Raw genomic sequence first — 15608 nt, forward strand, 5'->3', positions numbered from 1 at the left:
TACCGATCCGACACAGACCGCGAGGTTTTCATGATCGTCATTACCGCCCCCACCGGGAACATCGGCCGTCGGCTGCTGTCGCTGCTGGTCGAGGCCGCGCCCGCACGCGGAGAGGAGCTGCGCGTCGTGGTCCGCGATCCTGCCCGGCTTCCCGAGGCCGTGCGCGCACGGGTCGAGGTGGTCACCGGCTCGCACGGCGACGCCGTGACCGTCGAGCGCGCCTTCGCCGGGGCCGACGCCGTTTTCTGGCTGGTGCCGCCGGACGCCTCGGCCACGCCCGACGAGGCGTACAGCGGCTTCACCCGCCCGGCCGCGCGAGCGTTCGCCGCCCACGGCGTCGGCCATGTCGTCGGCGTCTCGGCGCTCGGCCGCGGCACCCCGCAGGCCGCCCGGGCCGGGCTGGTCACCGCCTCCCTGGCCATGGACGACCTGATCGCCGGCTCCGGCGTCGCCTACCGCGCCCTGGCCTGCCCGTCCTTCTTCGAGAACCTGCTGGAGGAGGCCGACTCGATCCGCGAGAACGGCGTCTTCACCGACACCGCCGCCGCGGACCGCCCGGCCCCGCTGGTGGCCGTCGCCGACATCGCCGCGACGGCGGCCGGGCTGCTGCTGGACCGCTCCTGGACCGGCGTCGCCAGTGTTCCGGTGCTCGGCCCGCAGGACCTGTCGCCCAACGATCTGGCCCGCATCATGACCGAGGAGCTGGGCCGTCTGGTCCGCTACCAGCGCCAGTCGCTCGACGAGTTGCGGTCCGCCATGCTCGGCTACGGCCTCAACGAGGCGTTCGTCGAGGGCATGGTCGACATGAAGCGCGCCAAGGACCAGGGCCTGGACTCGGGCGTCGACCGCTCGCCGCAGGCGGGGCCGGCCACCGGATTCGCGCACTGGTGCGCGCGGACTCTCAAGCCCGCCGTCCTCGCCACATCGATCAATTTCGCTGTGAAGGGCTGATGCTGACCGCCGCCTCGCCGCGCTTGCCGTACCAGGCGCTCCAGGCGGCGATGAGGGCGATCGTGCCGAGCAGCAGGGCCGTTGACAGGCCGGCCATCACGTCCACCGGCAGCAGGTAGATGAGCGGGAGGCGGACCGCCGACTCGGCCAGGAAGGCCGCCGCCCAGGTCAGGGTCATGACGTAATAGATGCGGCGGAACGCGGGCTCGGCCACGTAGAGGGCGTCCCAGCGGGCGGCGGTGGCCGCGTCCTCCGCGCCGAAGCGCTTGGCGAGGCTGAAGGCGGCGGGGCGGTGCACGGCGCAGGTGGTGATGAGGACGGCGGCGATGACGCCCGTGGTGATCGACTTGACCGCCAGCATGAAGCGCTCGTCCCCGGTGACGAAGGACAGGACGAGACCGAGGCCGAAGAGCAGGCACATGAACGCCGCGAACCCGTCCAGGCGCCGCTCCCTGACAGCGACATAGACGGTGCGCAGGAAGCCGACGACGGCGGCCGATAACAGCGCGGCGTACTCGCCGACGTGCAGCGCGCGCAGCAGGTAGTAGGCGGCGACGGACGGGAGCACGTCCGACAGCACCACCTTGATCATGGAGCGGTTCATGCGAAAGCCCTTTCCCATCGACTGTAAGCGCGCTTAATGCGATGAATTTCGCTTCAAGGAAACCACGATGCGAGGCGCTAACGCAAGAGATCTCGCGTTAATGTGGGTGGCATGGAACCTGCACGCAGGCCGGGCGGCCGCAGCGCGAGAGTCCGTACGGCGGTGCACGAAACCGTCCTCGACCTGCTGAGCAAGGAGGACTGGGACAGTCTGAGCATCGCCCAGGTGGCGGAGCGTTCCGGGGTGCACCAGGCGACCCTCTACCGGCGCTGGGGCACGCTTGGCGCGCTCATCGACGATGTCGTGACCGAGCGGCTGTCGCAGGGCTCACCGGTGCCCGACACGGGCACGCTCCGCGGAGACCTGGAGGCCTACGCCGTCCAGCTCGCCCGGGACGTGGCCGGCCCGCTAGGGCCCCTTTACGTGCGCGCCGCCCAGGTCGGCACCCGCGTGCACGACGACCGGCAGCCGTACCTGATGGACCGGGCCGTGCAGCTCCAGGGCATGCTGGAGCGCGCGGCGGAGCGGGGCGAAAGCGCGCCGGAGCTGCTGGAGCTCATGGAGGTGGTGATCGCGCCGATCTACTACCACGCGATCTTCTTCAACCGGCCGGTCGGCCCCGAGCACGCCAGGACGCTGGTCGACCGGTTGCTCAGCCTGCCCAGGTGAGGGTGGTCAGCGGTCGACGATCTCGTTCTTGCCGATGACCACGATCCCGCCCCTGGTCAGCGCGAAGCGGGTGCGGTCGTAGTCCAGGTCGAAGCCGATCCGCGCCCCGTCGGGGATCACCACGTTCTTGTCGATGATCGCCTTGCGGACGATCGCGCCCCTGCCGACCTTGACGTTCTCCATCAGCACCGAGTCCTCGACCAGCGAGTGCGAGTGCAGCACGACCCTGGGCGACAGGATCGACCTGTTCGCCGTGCCGCCGGACACGATGACGCCCGGGGACACCAGGGAGTCGATCGCCCGGCCCACCCGGTCGCCGTCGTTGTGCACGAACTTGGCCGGCGGCAGCGGGTCGTGGCCGGTGTGGATCGGCCACTTGTCGTTGTAGAGGTTGAAGATCGGGTGCGCCGAGATGAGGTCCATGTGCGCCTCGTAGTAGGCGTCGAGCGTGCCCACGTCGCGCCAGTAGCCGCGGTCGCGCTCGCTCGAACCCGGCACCACGTTGTTCGCGAAGTCGTAGACGTCCGCGCCGCCGGACTTGACGAGCATCGGGATGATGTTGCCGCCCAGGTCGTGCTTGCTCGTGGGGTCGAGGGCATCTTCCCGCAGCGCGTCGATCATCGCCTGGGTCTTGAACACGTAGTTGCCCATCGAGGCGTACACCTCGTCGGGAGAGTCGGCGAGCCCCACCGCGTCCTTCGGCTTCTCCCGGAACGCGACGATCCGCCGCCCCTGCGGATCGGTCTCGATGACGCCGAACTGGTCGGCCAGCGACAGCGGCTGCCGGATCGCCGCCACCGTCACGTCCGCGCCGGAGTCCTCGTGCTGCTCGACCATCTGCCGCGGGTCCATACGGTAGATGTGGTCGGCGCCGAACACGATCACGTGCTCGGGCATCTCGTCGTAGATCAGGTTCAGGTTCTGGAACAGCGCGTCGGCCGAGCCGGAGAACCACCGCGGGCCGAGCCGCTGCTGCGCGGGCACCGGGGTCACGTAGTTGCCGAGCATCGCCGTCAGCCGCCACGTACGCGAGATGTGGCGGTCGAGACTGTGATTCTTGTACTGGGTCAGTACGACGATCTGCAGGTATCCGCCGTTGGCGAGGTTGGACAGCACGAAGTCGATGAGCCGATACATTCCGCCGAACGGAACGGCCGGTTTGGCGCGATCCGCCGTGAGCGGCATGAGCCGCTTTCCCTCTCCACCTGCCAGTACGACCGCAAGAACCCTCCTGGACCTCATATCCGTGACGCTACCCTCAAAATGCCGATCTATCGACGAAACGCCCACCGAACGTAGTTCGTGCCTGGGGCTCACGGAAGATGGCGACCGACAGCCCGCCGCTACGGCTTGTCTGGCTGTGCCCGGCGGCCCGATGGATCGTAAGGTCGTGTCATGCGCGTTGATCTGCTCACCCGGGAGTACCCGCCGGATGTGTACGGCGGTGCCGGGGTGCACATGGAATATCTGGCCAGAGAGCTGCGGCGGCTGGCCGACGTCCGGGTGCGGTGTTTCGGGGCCGCACGGGAGGAGCCGGGTGTCTCCGCCTACCAGGTGCCCGCCGGGCTCGCCGACGCCAACGCGGCCCTGCAGGTGCTCGGGGTGGATCTGGAGATGGCCGCCGCGTGCGCGGGCGCCGGGGTGGTTCACTCCCACACCTGGTACGCGAACTTCGCCGGGCACGTCGCCAAGATGCTGCACGGCATCCCGCACGTCGTCACCACCCACAGCCTGGAGCCGCTCCGGCCGTGGAAGGCCGAGCAGCTGGGCGGCGGCTACACCGTCTCCTCCTGGGCGGAGCGGACCGCACTGGCCGGTGCCGACGCCGTCATCGCGGTCTCGGAGGGGATGCGCCGCGACGTACTCCTCGCCTATCCCGAGATCCCGCACGAGCGGGTGAGCGTCATCCACAACGGCATCGACACCGCCCAATACGCCCCCGACCGGGGCGACGACGTGCTGAAGAAGCACGGCGTCGACCCGGCGCGGCCGTACGTCATCTTCGTCGGGCGCATCACCCGGCAGAAGGGGCTGGTCCACCTCCTGCACGCGGCGCGGACCTTCGACACCGGCGCGCAGATCGTGCTGTGCGCGGGCGCGCCCGACACGCCGGAGATCGAGGCCGAGGTGACGAGCCTGGTGCGGGAGCTCGGCCGGGAGCGCGACGGGGTCATCTGGATCTCCGAGATGCTGCCCAAGCCAGAGGTGATCCAGCTGCTCACGCACGCGTCGGTGTTCGTGTGCCCGTCGGTGTACGAGCCGATGGGGATCGTGAACCTGGAGGCGATGGCCTGCGAGACGGCCGTGGTGGCGACGGCGACCGGTGGCATTCCCGAGGTGGTGGCCGGCGGGGAGACCGGGCTGCTGGTGCCGATCGACCAGGGGATCGACGGGACGCCGCACGATCCGGAGCGGTTCGCCGCCGACTTCGCCGAGCGGGTCAACGCGCTGCTGGGGGATCCGGCGCGGGCCGCGGCGATGGGGGTGGCCGGGCGGGCCAGGGCCGTCGAGCACTTCTCGTGGGAACGCATCGCGCACCGGACCATGGAGCTCTACACCTCACTGACCTGAGGACTCAGCCGAGGCTGGTCCGCCAGAGTAGGGCGCGGGTCAGGTCCTTCTCGGGTTTGGAGGAGCCGGCCGCGTAGACCTCGCTCGTGCCGGGGCGCTGGGCCAGGGCGTCGATCGTGCCGTCTACGGTCTGCGAGGTCCAGCGTCCGCGGCTGAAGTGCAGCAGCCGCGACCCCGTCGAGTCGAGCACCCACATCCCGTCCCGGCCGTCCGGCTCGGCCTGGGTGAACGCCGGCCCCAGCGCGCCCCACCGGCACCGCCACTCGCCGCCGTCCCAGTGCAGGGCGACCGGGCGGGCGCGCTCCAGCGGCTCGTTGTCCTTGGTGAACTCGCCGGGCACCAGCCATGACACCCCGCCGACCACCCACACGTCGGCCGGGCCGAGCACCACGACGTCGTTGAGCCGGACACGCGGGGACTCCGCCTTGTCCGGCGGCCCGAGCACGGGCAGGTCGACCCGCTGCCACGCCTCGCCGTCCCAGCGGGCGGCCGGTCCCTGGTCGATCAGCGGACCGCTGACCGTCCACACGTCGCCGCCGCGCTTGCCGCCGCCGCTGTTCCCCGAACCGCCGCCGCTCCCGCTGCCGCCGCCCACCGCGCCGGCCGGGGCCGGGAGGTCGTGGTGCTGCCAGGTGGAGCCGGTCCACCACAGCGCCGACGTGCCGCTGACCGCCCACGCGCCGCGCGCCGCGGTGCCGCCCGCGCCGAAGGTGTCGCCGAGCCGGCCGGTGAGCCGCCGCGCCGCCCACGTGTCGTTCTGGAACGCGCCGACGAGCCCGGTTCTGCCGTCCGCCAGGCCGAACACCCACGCGTTGGCGGCCGAGGTGGCGCTGAGCGCGGTCACCTGAACGCTCGGCAGCGGGTACGACGTCCACCCCTTGCCGTCCCATCGCCGCAGGCCCGCGAAGGCCGTCTCCACGGACTCGGCCGTCAAGCGCTGGGTGAGGTGGGTGGCCCAGACGGCGCCGTCGCGGCCCACGGCGAGGTCGTGCAGCTTGCCGTACCCCTCGTCGGTGGACACGACCCGCCAGCCGGAGGCGGCCTTCGTGGCGCGGATGTCGTCGGTGGCGGCCGGTGGCTGGGCGCAGGCGGCGGGCTTGGCGGGGAGCGCGGGCCGCCCGCCCCCGAGCACCGGCACCGGCGAGATCGACGTGCTGGGAGCCGAGGTACTCGGGGTCGCCGTGCCGGGACGCGTGGTGGTGGCGGCGCCCGTGCCCGGCGCCTGGGTCGGCGTCGGCGGGGTGGAGGTGCAGGCGGCGACCGCCAGTACCGCCAGGCCCGCCGTACAGACGCGTGCGACTCGGCTCACCCAGCCCGCCCCCTTCACGTGACCCCGTGATTTCCGCAGGATAGGCCAGTTCGGGCCGCCGCGCCCCTTACGGAATTGGTTACGTTCGCGATATGTGATGCAAGATCACGTTATGTACGTGGTGCGCCTTGTTGTCGCCGCGGAAGTCGACTTCGTACGTGTGCGTCCCGACGTGAATGGCGATCGCGCCCGAGGAGAAGAACCCGCCGGCGAACGACTTGTTGCTCACCACGCTCACCGCGGAGATCTTGCTGTAGGGGATGCTGGTGATCGCGACGCGCTTGCCGACGAACGACTTGTCCTGCACGATGACCCGCCGATCGGTCAGCCCGAGGAACCCCGTCCCGGCGCCGATGGCGTCGTACACCGCGATGATCTGCTCGCCCGGCATCAGCCCGCTCTCTATCTGCTTGAGCTGTTCTTTCCTGTCATAGGGGATGTCAGCCATGTCTGGGCAACGAACAGGGCAGGCGACAGCGTTCCGCGGGCGCCGATTGGGTCTTGTAGCCGATGGGGTTCTGGATCACCCTGAACGCACAGGAGGCCTGACATGTCGCATCCACTCGGAGTAAGCCGCCCAGATCTCGATGTCACAGACCTTCCGACACCGGAAGAGATGTTCAAGGTCTCCAGGGTCGGCCCGAAAGAGCTGGTGCCGCCGGGCTGGAAGCTGTGGGTTCCGCTGTCCGTACTCGTGGTGATCTTCGCCTTCATCGCGGGAGGGTGGGCCGCCTCGGCCGGCCAGGGCGTCTACGCGCTCATCCACTCCACCCAGCTGGGCATCTTCGAGGCCATGGTCCGGGTGACCACGGACGCGGCGCACGCCACCAGCCCCCGGCTGCGCGGGCTGATCGAGGGCGACCCGCCCGCCCCCGGCCGTGGCACTACGTGATCCTGGTCCTGAATTTCCTGTTCTTCGGCTTCTTCTTCGTCAACTTCATCGCCGACTTCATCGGCGATCCGCTCGTCACGTTCTAGGGCGGCTACCCCTTCAGGCAGTCGAGGATCCTTGGCTCGTGGTGGATCGGGAAGTTCGTGGAGTTGGCGATGAAGCAGAGCTTGTTGGCCTCGGCGTGCAGCTCCAGGGCCTTGGCGTGCAGGCTCGGCGTGGTGATCATGACCGTGGGGCGCAGGGTGACCTCGGAGAAGCGGCCGCCGCCGGTGCCGGAGTCCACGACCATGGTGCCCTCCGGTTCGTCGACGTAGGAGGTCACGACGATGCCGTTGACCGAGCACAGGTGGAGATACCACAGCATGTGGCACTGCGACAGCGACGCCACCAGCAGCTCCTCCGGGTTCCAGCGGGCCGGGTCGCCACGGAAACCGGGGTCGGCCGAGCCGGGCAGGGCGGGTTTGCCCTCGGCCGCCACCTCGTGGTCGCGGCCGTAGGACCGGTAGCCGGAGGTGCCCTCGCCGAGGTTGCCGGTCCAGGTGACGGTGACGCTGTAGTGGTGTTCGCTGCTCATGGGTTCATCATCTGTCACTCATGTCCCAGGCGGACCATCCGCCCCGCCGTATCCGAAGGGCGCCGCGTCCGGGTGGATATGGCGCCCCGTCCGCCCCGCCGTACGACAGTCCGGCCGGGGCGGGCTCGGCGGTCAGCCGGTGATGGGGTCGAGGACGACGATCGGGATCTTCCGGTCGGTCTTCTGCTGGTAGTTGTCGTAGTCGGGCCAGGTGGCGGCCATCAGCCGCCACAGTTCGGGCCGTTCCTCGTCCGTGGCCGTGCGGGCGCGGGCCTTGAACTTCTCGGCCTTCACCTGCACCCCGACCTCGGGATTGGCTTGCAGGTTCTTGTACCACTCGGGATGGTCGGGATCGCCGCCCTTGGAGGCGACGACGACGCAGACGCCTCCGTGCTTCTGGTAAATGAGCGGCGTCGTGTACGACTTGCCGGACTTACGGCCGGTGGTGGTGAGAAGGAGAGTCGTGGTGTTGTTCCAGTCGTGTCCCTCGGCGCCGTCGGTCTCCTGATAGCGCTGGACATGTTCCTTGCCATAGAGCATGCCTGCCGCCTACCCCATATCGCCGTAACCGCACCGTTACTGGACGAGGTCTGTACGAGATGTTGACACGCCTGACAGACTGCCTTTCTGTAAGCGCTTACACAGCTGCGGGTGGAAGCGCTTACACAAAAAGGAGCAGCCTGGATGGACGTGACGATCTACGAGGTGGCGCGGCGCGCGGGCGTGTCGATCGCGACCGTGTCGCGCGCGCTGCGGGGCACGGGGCCGGTCGCGCCCAAGACGCGCGAGAAGGTGCTGAAGGCGGTCGAGGAGCTCCGCTTCACGCCCAGCCGCCTCGGTGTCAGCCTGGCCGAGGGCCGCCACGCCGCCAACGGCATCGTCTTCCCCAACCTCGCGGGCCCGTACTACACCGAGGTGCTGCTCGGCTACGAGGAGGTGGCCTCCGAGCTGGGCCGGTCGGTGGTGATCCTGTCCACCAAGGGCCGTAGCCGGGTGCACGACCTGGTCAAGGATCTCGCGGGACGGGTGGACGGGCTGATGGTGTTCGGCCACACGGTTCCGGATGACCTGGTCGCCGAGCTGGTACGGATGCGGATGCCGCTCGTCTTCGTCTCCCGCGAGCCGCTGGCCGGGGCCGACACGCTGCGCAGCGAGAACACCGCCTCGGCCCGCGCGCTGGCCGAGCACCTGCTGGGACACGGCTACCAGCGGTTCGCCTTCCTCGGCGCGCCGATCGCGACGGGTGACGACGTGGACGAACGCTGGCAGGGGGTCAGGTCCGTCCTCGGCACCGCGATCGAGGCGGTGCCGACGGAGCACTACACCGTCGAGTGCGGCTACCAGGCCGCCCTGACCCTGCTGCGCGCTCCGGCGCGGCCCGAGGCGATCGTCTGCTCCGACGACGAAGTGGCGCTGGGCGCCCTGCTCGCCGCCGAGGAGCTCGGGCTGGCCGTACCCGACGAGCTGGCCGTGACCGGGTGGGACGACATCATGGCCGCCCGCCACGCCCGCCCCGCGCTGACCACCATCCGCCAGCCGATGCGCGAGCTGGGCGCGCGCGCCGCGCGGGCGCTCGACGAGCTGATCACCGGCGCCCGCGACACCCCGAAACACCTCGTCCTGACCACCGAGCTGGTGCTGCGCGCCAGTTGCGGTCACCACCCCCAGGAGGAACCCAAGTGAACCCCTCGACCCGGCGCTCCGCCGCCGGTCTGCTCACTCTCGCGATACTGATCACCGGCTGCGGGCGCGGTGCCGACAAGGCACCCGAGAAGGCGCAGGACGTCAAGACCGGCGCGGCCGCCGGCGAGATCACCGTCTGGGGGATCGGCGAGGAGGGCAAGGCGCTCGGCGCCTTCGCCAAGGACTTCGAGAGCGCCAACCCGGGCGTCAAGGTGAACGTGACGCCGATGGGCTGGGACGTCGCCCACGACAAGATCACCTCGGCCATCGCGGGCAGCGCCACCCCCGACATCAGCATGATCGGCTCCACCTGGGCGGGTGAGCTGTCCAAGACCGGCGTGCTGGACCCCACGCCCGGCAACCTCATCGACAAGGCCGCGTTCTTCCCCGGCGCCTGGCAGACCGTGGACGTCAACGGCACCGCGTACGGAGTTCCGTGGTACGTCGAGACCCGCGTCCTGTACTACCGCACGGACCAGGCCGAGAAGGCGGGCGTCAAGCCGCCGGCCACCTGGGCCGAGCTCAACACGTTCGCCAAGGCGCTGAAGGAGAAGGGCGGCGCCAAGAAGGGCTTCCAGCAGGGCTACACCGAGGGCTCCTGGCAGGAGCTGGTGCCGCTGATCTGGCAGGCCGGCGGCGAGATCGTCAAGGACGGCAAGTACACCTTCGACACCCCCGAGGCGGTGACCGCGCTCAAGCAGTACGCCTCGCTCTTCCAGGAGAAGCTGGCTCCGAACGACACCGCCAAGGGCGCCTTCCCGCAGAACTTCATCAAGGGCGAGGTCGGCGGCTTCTTCTCCGGCCCCTGGATGGTCGGCGTGCTGAACAACGACGGCGGCGCGGACTTCAAGGACAAGTTCGACGTCGCGCCCTATCCGAAGGGCCCGGTCTCGGCGACCAGCTTCGTCGGCGGCTCCGATCTGGTCGTCTTCAAGCAGGCCAAGAACCGCGACGCCTCCTGGAAGTTCATCCAGTGGCTCACCGACCCCAAGGTGCAGGCCAAGTGGTACACCACGGTGAAGGCGCTGCCCAGCGTCCAGTCGGCCTGGCAGGAGCCGGAGCTGGCCTCGGACAAGCAGCTCGCGGTCTTCGGCGAGCAGCTGAAGGACGCCAAGACGCCGCCGCCGTACCCCACCTGGGAGCAGGTGGCGAAGGTGTTCGAGACCGAGCTGGAGAAGCTGGCGCTCGGTAAGCAGACGCCGGAGCAGACGGCCAAGGCCATCCAGGCGCAGGCCGACACGATCGGCACCGGCCTGTAGTGATGACGCTGCTTCGCAGGGGCGGGCTCGGCTGGGTGTTCGTGCTGCCGTTCGTGCTCATGTTCGTGGTGTTCTACCTCGGGCCGCTGCTGGCCGGGCTGGGCATGAGCTTCACCGACATGCGCAGTACGGACGTCACCGACCCGCTGGCCGTCGACCCGGTCGGCGTCGAGAACTACATCAGGCTGGCCGGCGACGAGGCGATGCGCAAGGCGGCGCTGAACACCGCGATCTTCGTGGTCACCGGGCTGCCGCTGACCATCGGGCTCGGCCTGGCCGCCGCCGTGGCGCTGAACTCCGGCATCGCCCGGCTGCCCGCCGCCTTCTTCCGGCTCGGCTACTACCTGCCGCACATCACCAGCATCATCGGCGTCGCGGTCGCGTGGAAGTTCCTGCTGGAGCCGGAGGCGGGACTGGTCAACCGGCTGCTGGGGCTGGTCGGCCTCCCGGGGGCCGCCTGGCTGCAGGATCAGGCCACCGCGCTGCCGTCGATCATCGTGATGACGGCCTGGCGGAGCTTCGGGTTCGACATGGTGGTCCTCCTCGCGGCGCTGCAGGGGATCCCCCGGGAGCTGTACGAGGCGGCGGAGGTGGACGGGGCCGGGCCGTGGAAGCGGTTCAGGTCGGTCACGCTGCCGCAGCTGCGGCCGGTGATCCTGTTCTGCACCGTCTACAGCTCGACCGGGTTCCTGCAGTTCCTGGAGGAACCGCTGATCATGACCGGCGGCGGGCCGCTGAACTCCACGCTGTCGGCCTCGCTGGCCATCTTCAAGCAGTTCGGCGTGGGCAACTACGGCTACGCGGGGGCCGCCGCGACCGTGCTGTTCACGGTGATCATCGCGCTGGCCGTACTTCAGCTCAGGATCGGGAGGGCGCGGTGAGGCGGACCCGCAGGCAGAACCTGATCACCTACCTCGGCCTGAGTGTCGGGCTGCTGCTGGTCGTCGGGCCGTTCTTGTGGGCGGGGCTCAGCTCGCTCAAGCCGGAGCCGGAGATCCGGCGCGACCCGCCGACGTTCTGGCCCGAGACGTTCACGCTGGACAACTACTCCGAACTACTGCAACGGGTGCACATCGGGCAGGCGTTCGCGAACAGCGTGTTCGTCGCGCTGGTCATCGTGGCCGGCAACCTGCTCTTCTCCTCGATGGTCGGCTACGGGTTCGCCAAGATGCGCTTCCGTGGCAGGGACGCCGTCTTCGGGCTGGTGCTGGTGCAGATGGCAGTGCCGGCGATCGTGCTGATGATCCCGCAGTTCGTGCTGATCGCGAGGCTCGGCATGGTCAACACCTTCCTCGGCATCATCCTGCCGGGGCTGATCACGCCGCTGGGTGTGTTCATGATGCGGCAGTTCATCGCGGAACTGCCCGACGAGCTCATCCACGCGGCGCGGGTGGACGGGGCGGGGGAGTTCCGGATCTTCTTCAGGATCGTGCTGCCGCTCTGCAAGCCCGCGATGGCCACGCTGGGCCTGATCACCTTTCTCGGATCATGGAACAACTTCCTCTGGCCGGCCGTGGTGGCGCAGTCGGAGGACGTCTACACGCTGCCCGTGGCCCTGAACATCCTCAACAGCCACGAGGGCAGCCACTACAACCTGCTCATCGCCGGGGCGATGATCGTGGTCGCGCCGATCCTCGTCCTGTTCGTCTTCCTGCAGCGCTTCTTCATCCAGGGCATCGCCACGTCCGGACTCAAGTAGCTCGAGTTGAGGAGCACCCCCATGCGCAAGACCGCCGTGATCGCCGGCCTGCTGGTGCTGGCCGCCGCCGCTGTGCCCAGCCCGGCCAGCGCTTCATCGGGAAATAGCACGTTATTTCAGTACGCAAAGGACACGTGGCGGTCGATGGCCGCCATGGTCGACCCCGCCACCGGCATCCCGTCCGACAAGGTCACCGGCGACCTGAAGACCAGGGCCAAGGTCACCTCGCCCACCAACATCGGCACCTATCTGTGGAGCACGCTCGTCGCCCGCGACCTGCGCGTCATCGCCTCCGGCGAGGCCACGGCCCGCGTCGGCAAGGTGCTCGACGCGCTGGAGCGGATGGACCGCGACACCCCGACCGGCCAGTACTACAACTGGTACGACCCGGCGACCCTCCAGCTCGTCCACACCTGGCCCGACAACGGCGACCCCGTGTCGCTGTTCGCCTCCAGCGTGGACAACGGCTGGCTGGCCACGGCCCTGATGATGGTCCGCAACGCCGTGCCCCGCTACTCCGCACGGGCCTCGAAGCTGGTCACGTCCATGAACTTCGCGTCGTACTACGACCCGGCCGCCCGCCCCGACGCGGGCACCGGGCTGCTGCGCGGCGGCTTCTGGCCGCAGAAGCCGGAGGGCTGCTCGGTCGAGAGCGACTACGCGGGCACCGGCACCAAGGTCTGGTCCACCTGCCACCACTATGGCGCGCCCGCCGAGACCCGCATCGGCCAGTACGTGGGCATCGCGCTCGGCCAGATCCCGCCCCAGAGCTACTTCGGCCCCTACCGGACCTTCCCCGACAACGGCTGCGACTTCGGCTGGCAGGACCAGAAGCCGGTCGGCGCGTGGAAGACGTACCTGGGCGTCAACGTCTGGGAGGGCACATACGGCTACCGCGGCATGAGGTTCGTCCCGAACTGGGGCGGTTCGATGTTCGAGGCGCTGATGCCGGACCTGGTCGTGCCCGAGGCGAAGTGGGCACCCCGGAGCTGGGGCCGCAACCACCCGGTGTTCGTCAAGGCGCAGATCGAGCACGGCCTGAACGAGGCGAAGTACGGCTACTGGGGCTTCTCGCCGTCCAACGACCCGCGCGGCGGCTACCGCGAGTACGGCGTGGACCCGCTCGGCATGGACACCCCCGGCTACACCTCCGACGAGGAGCGCACCAGCACCGATCCCGGGTACGAGGGCTGCCGCCCGGCCCAGCCGGAACCCACCGCCTACGGCGAGGGAGTCGTGACCCCGCACGCCAGTTTCCTGGCTCTGCCGTACGCACGGGCCCAGGCGATGGATAACCTGGCCAAGATCCGCAAGAACTTCGACGCCTACGGGCCCGGCGGTTTCTACGACTCCGTCGCGGTCCGCTCGGGCGCCGTGTCGAAGTGGTACCTCGCGCTCGACCAGGGCATGGTCATGGCCGCCCTGGGCAACGTGCTCACCGGCGGCGACCTGCACCGTTACTTCGGTGGCGCGGGCGTCGAGGCGAAACTCCGGCCGGTGATGGAAATCGAGGAGTGGGCCGTTCAGGGGGTCCCTCCCACCAACTGAACCCTCCAACAGATCGGGGAATCCCAGATGAGTACGGCTGATGCCGCGCACCGTGACTGGCGAGAACGCATCCACCAGGCGTCGGGGCAGGCGGTTCCGGCCGCCGAGCTGAGCCTTCCGGCGCCGGCCGGGCTGCGGGCCGTCCCCGGCGTGGGCCATGTGACGCTGACGTGGGAACCCGTGCCGGAGGCGATCGGCTACCTGGTGCACAGGGACGGCGTCGCGGTGTCGCAGCCCGACGTGGACGTGGCCGCCGTGCCCGCCTGCCGCTATGTCGACACGGGACACGGCGCGGCGTCGTACACGGTCGCGGCCGTCGCCTCCATGGAGACCGTCGGGCCCGTCTCGGCGGCGGTCCCGGCGGCTCCGCTGGCGGGCGGTCCGGCGGCGGTCAGCGTGCGGGTCGACGCCGCCGCCGTGGCCCGTGACCTGCCCCGGCCGTGGCGGTACATGATCGGCTCCGAGCACCTGTCGTACCTGCTGAGCAAGGACGAGACAGGCGGCCGGCCCATCGGCGCGGAGCTCACCGAGGCGCTGCGCGTCGTGCGCGAGGAGTTCGGGGTCGAGACGGTCCGCGCCCACGCCATCTTCGGCGACGACCTCGGGGTCTACAAGGAGGTCGACGGCCAGGCGGTCTACGACTTCGGCAAGGTCGACGAGGTCTACGACACGATCATGGCGCTCGGCCTGCGGCCGATCGTCGAGCTCGGCTACATGCCGCGCGACCTGGCCGCCGACCCGTCCAAGACGGTGTTCGGCTACGAGGCGATCGTCTCCCCGCCCAAGGACTTCGAGGCCTGGAGCGACCTGGTCAGAGCATTAGTCGAGCACCTGGTCGACAGGTACGGGATCCAGGAACTCATCGAGAACTGGGCCTTCGAGGTGTGGAACGAGGCCAACCTCGCCGTCTTCTGGACGGGCACGCCCGAGGAGTACTTCCTGCTCTACGACGTCAGCGCCGCCGCTGTGAAGAACGTGCACCCGTCGCTGCGGGTCGGCGGGCCCGCCTCGGCGGCCAACGGCTGGGTGGAGGAGCTGCTCGCGCACGTCGCCGAATCGGGCGCGGAGCTCGACTTCATCTCCACCCACACCTACGGCAACGCCCCGCTCGACTGGCGCCCCACCCTGGCCAGGTACGGCATGCCGGACACCCCCATCTGGTGGACCGAGTGGGGCCCCACCCCGACCCACTTCCACGGCATCGGGGACGGGCCGTTCGGGGCCACGTTCCTGCTGCACGGCATGAAGTCGGCGGCCGGCCGGCTGGCCGCCGTGTCGCACTGGGTGGCCTCGGACCACTTCGAGGAGCTGGGGCGGCCGCCACGGCTCTTCCACGGCGGTTTCGGCCTGCTGACGGTCGGCAACCTGCGCAAACCCCGCTTCCACGCGCTCACGCTGGCCACCCGCCTGGGCGACGCCGAGCTGGCGACCGTGATCGAAGGTGACGCCGGTGGGGTCGAGGTCTGGGCGGCGCGGCACGCGGACGGGCGCGTCGGGGTGCTGGCCTGGAACGGCACGTTCAACCAGGCGCAGGCCGACGGGGCTCCGGAGCTGTCGCGCGCGGTCTCCTTGACGGTCGCGGGTCTCGACGGGGACTACACGCTCACCCACCACCGCATCGACGAGTGGCACTCCAACATCGGGGCGGTCTGGCGGGCGATGGGCGATGGCGACTGGCCCCAAGAGCACCAGTGGGACAAGCTGCGCTCGGACAACACCCTGGACGAGCTGACCCCGGCGGCCGTGGTCACGGCGGAGGGCGGTGCGGTGACGGTGGACTTCAACCTGCCGATGCCGGGCGTGTCGTTCGTCGAACTGACCCCGCGCTGACGCTCCAGAGCCCCTACCT

Annotated in this window: 16 protein-coding genes; 10 read left to right on the forward strand and 6 right to left on the reverse strand. The window is 69.7% G+C overall.

What is annotated here, in order from left to right:
• Positions 1-30: 30 nt before the first annotated feature.
• Positions 31-951: an NAD(P)H-binding protein gene (locus tag AB0C30_RS31500; RefSeq protein WP_357951483.1), complete on the forward strand. Its 921-nt coding sequence runs from the start codon at positions 31-33 to the stop codon at positions 949-951.
• Here the strand turns inward: AB0C30_RS31500 and AB0C30_RS31505 are convergent.
• Complete coding sequence (locus AB0C30_RS31505) at positions 929-1555, reverse strand: VC0807 family protein (RefSeq protein WP_357951485.1); 627 nt, start codon at positions 1553-1555, stop codon at positions 929-931. The genes AB0C30_RS31500 and AB0C30_RS31505 overlap by 23 nt on opposite strands.
• A gap of 111 nt (positions 1556-1666) precedes the next feature.
• On the opposite strand from AB0C30_RS31505, the gene AB0C30_RS31510 reads away from it, so the two are divergent.
• A complete protein-coding gene (locus tag AB0C30_RS31510; protein WP_357951487.1) occupies positions 1667-2224 on the forward strand; it encodes a TetR/AcrR family transcriptional regulator C-terminal ligand-binding domain-containing protein in 558 nt (185 codons plus the stop codon).
• 6 nt (positions 2225-2230) lie between these two features.
• On the opposite strand, the gene glgC is transcribed toward AB0C30_RS31510, so the two are convergent.
• Positions 2231-3466 carry a glucose-1-phosphate adenylyltransferase gene (gene glgC / locus AB0C30_RS31515; protein WP_357951489.1) on the reverse strand — a complete coding sequence of 412 codons (1236 nt, stop codon included), beginning with the start codon at positions 3464-3466 and terminating at the stop codon, positions 2231-2233.
• Between the two features lie 153 nt (positions 3467-3619).
• Between glgC and glgA the strand changes: the two genes are divergently transcribed.
• The gene (gene glgA, locus AB0C30_RS31520) at positions 3620-4795 is read left to right on the forward strand and encodes a glycogen synthase (protein WP_357951491.1); all 1176 of its coding nucleotides are present in this window, start codon (positions 3620-3622) and stop codon (positions 4793-4795) included.
• A 4-nt stretch (positions 4796-4799) separates the two neighbouring features.
• Here the strand turns inward: glgA and AB0C30_RS31525 are convergent, their stop codons facing one another.
• Together AB0C30_RS31525 and AB0C30_RS31530 are read right to left on the reverse strand one after the other, a co-directional pair.
• Positions 4800-6104, reverse strand: coding sequence for a hypothetical protein (locus tag AB0C30_RS31525; RefSeq protein WP_357951492.1), 1305 nt, complete (start codon positions 6102-6104; stop codon positions 4800-4802).
• A 79-nt stretch (positions 6105-6183) separates the two neighbouring features.
• Positions 6184-6552, reverse strand: coding sequence for a PH domain-containing protein (locus AB0C30_RS31530; protein WP_214638874.1), 369 nt, complete (start codon positions 6550-6552; stop codon positions 6184-6186).
• A 102-nt stretch (positions 6553-6654) separates the two neighbouring features.
• Here AB0C30_RS31530 and AB0C30_RS31535 point away from each other — a divergent pair, with 102 nt between their 5' ends.
• Positions 6655-6996, forward strand: coding sequence for a hypothetical protein (locus AB0C30_RS31535; protein WP_357951494.1), 342 nt, complete (start codon positions 6655-6657; stop codon positions 6994-6996).
• A 91-nt stretch (positions 6997-7087) separates the two neighbouring features.
• Here the strand turns inward: AB0C30_RS31535 and AB0C30_RS31540 are convergent, their stop codons facing one another.
• Positions 7088-7570, reverse strand: coding sequence for an OsmC family protein (locus AB0C30_RS31540; RefSeq protein ID WP_357951495.1), 483 nt, complete (start codon positions 7568-7570; stop codon positions 7088-7090).
• A gap of 132 nt (positions 7571-7702) precedes the next feature.
• Positions 7703-8110, reverse strand: a complete 408-nt coding sequence (locus AB0C30_RS31545; protein ID WP_357951497.1) for a nitroreductase family deazaflavin-dependent oxidoreductase — start codon at positions 8108-8110, stop codon at positions 7703-7705.
• 144 nt (positions 8111-8254) lie between these two features.
• Here AB0C30_RS31545 and AB0C30_RS31550 point away from each other — a divergent pair, with 144 nt between their 5' ends.
• The 6 genes from AB0C30_RS31550 to AB0C30_RS31575 are packed head-to-tail and all read left to right on the forward strand — an operon-like array spanning position 8255 to position 15589.
• On the forward strand, positions 8255-9253 hold the full coding sequence (locus tag AB0C30_RS31550; RefSeq protein WP_357951499.1) for a LacI family DNA-binding transcriptional regulator: 999 nt from the start codon (positions 8255-8257) through the stop codon (positions 9251-9253).
• On the forward strand, positions 9250-10512 hold the full coding sequence (locus AB0C30_RS31555) for a sugar ABC transporter substrate-binding protein (RefSeq protein WP_357951500.1): 1263 nt from the start codon (positions 9250-9252) through the stop codon (positions 10510-10512). Before AB0C30_RS31550 ends, AB0C30_RS31555 begins: the two co-directional genes overlap by 4 nt.
• 2 nt (positions 10513-10514) lie before the next feature.
• A complete protein-coding gene (locus AB0C30_RS31560; protein ID WP_357951502.1) occupies positions 10515-11393 on the forward strand; it encodes a sugar ABC transporter permease in 879 nt (292 codons plus the stop codon).
• Entirely contained in the window at positions 11390-12211 is an 822-nt protein-coding gene (locus AB0C30_RS31565) for a carbohydrate ABC transporter permease (protein ID WP_357951504.1), read from the forward strand. Before AB0C30_RS31560 ends, AB0C30_RS31565 begins: the two co-directional genes overlap by 4 nt.
• A gap of 21 nt (positions 12212-12232) precedes the next feature.
• Entirely contained in the window at positions 12233-13759 is a 1527-nt protein-coding gene (locus AB0C30_RS31570; RefSeq protein ID WP_357951506.1) for a glucoamylase family protein, read from the forward strand.
• A gap of 27 nt (positions 13760-13786) precedes the next feature.
• Positions 13787-15589, forward strand: coding sequence for a hypothetical protein (locus AB0C30_RS31575; RefSeq protein WP_357951508.1), 1803 nt, complete (start codon positions 13787-13789; stop codon positions 15587-15589).
• Positions 15590-15608: the final 19 nt, after the last annotated feature.

This window comes from Nonomuraea sp. NPDC048901, from assembly GCF_040649695.1.
Taxonomy (GTDB): Bacteria; Actinomycetota; Actinomycetes; order Streptosporangiales; family Streptosporangiaceae; genus Nonomuraea.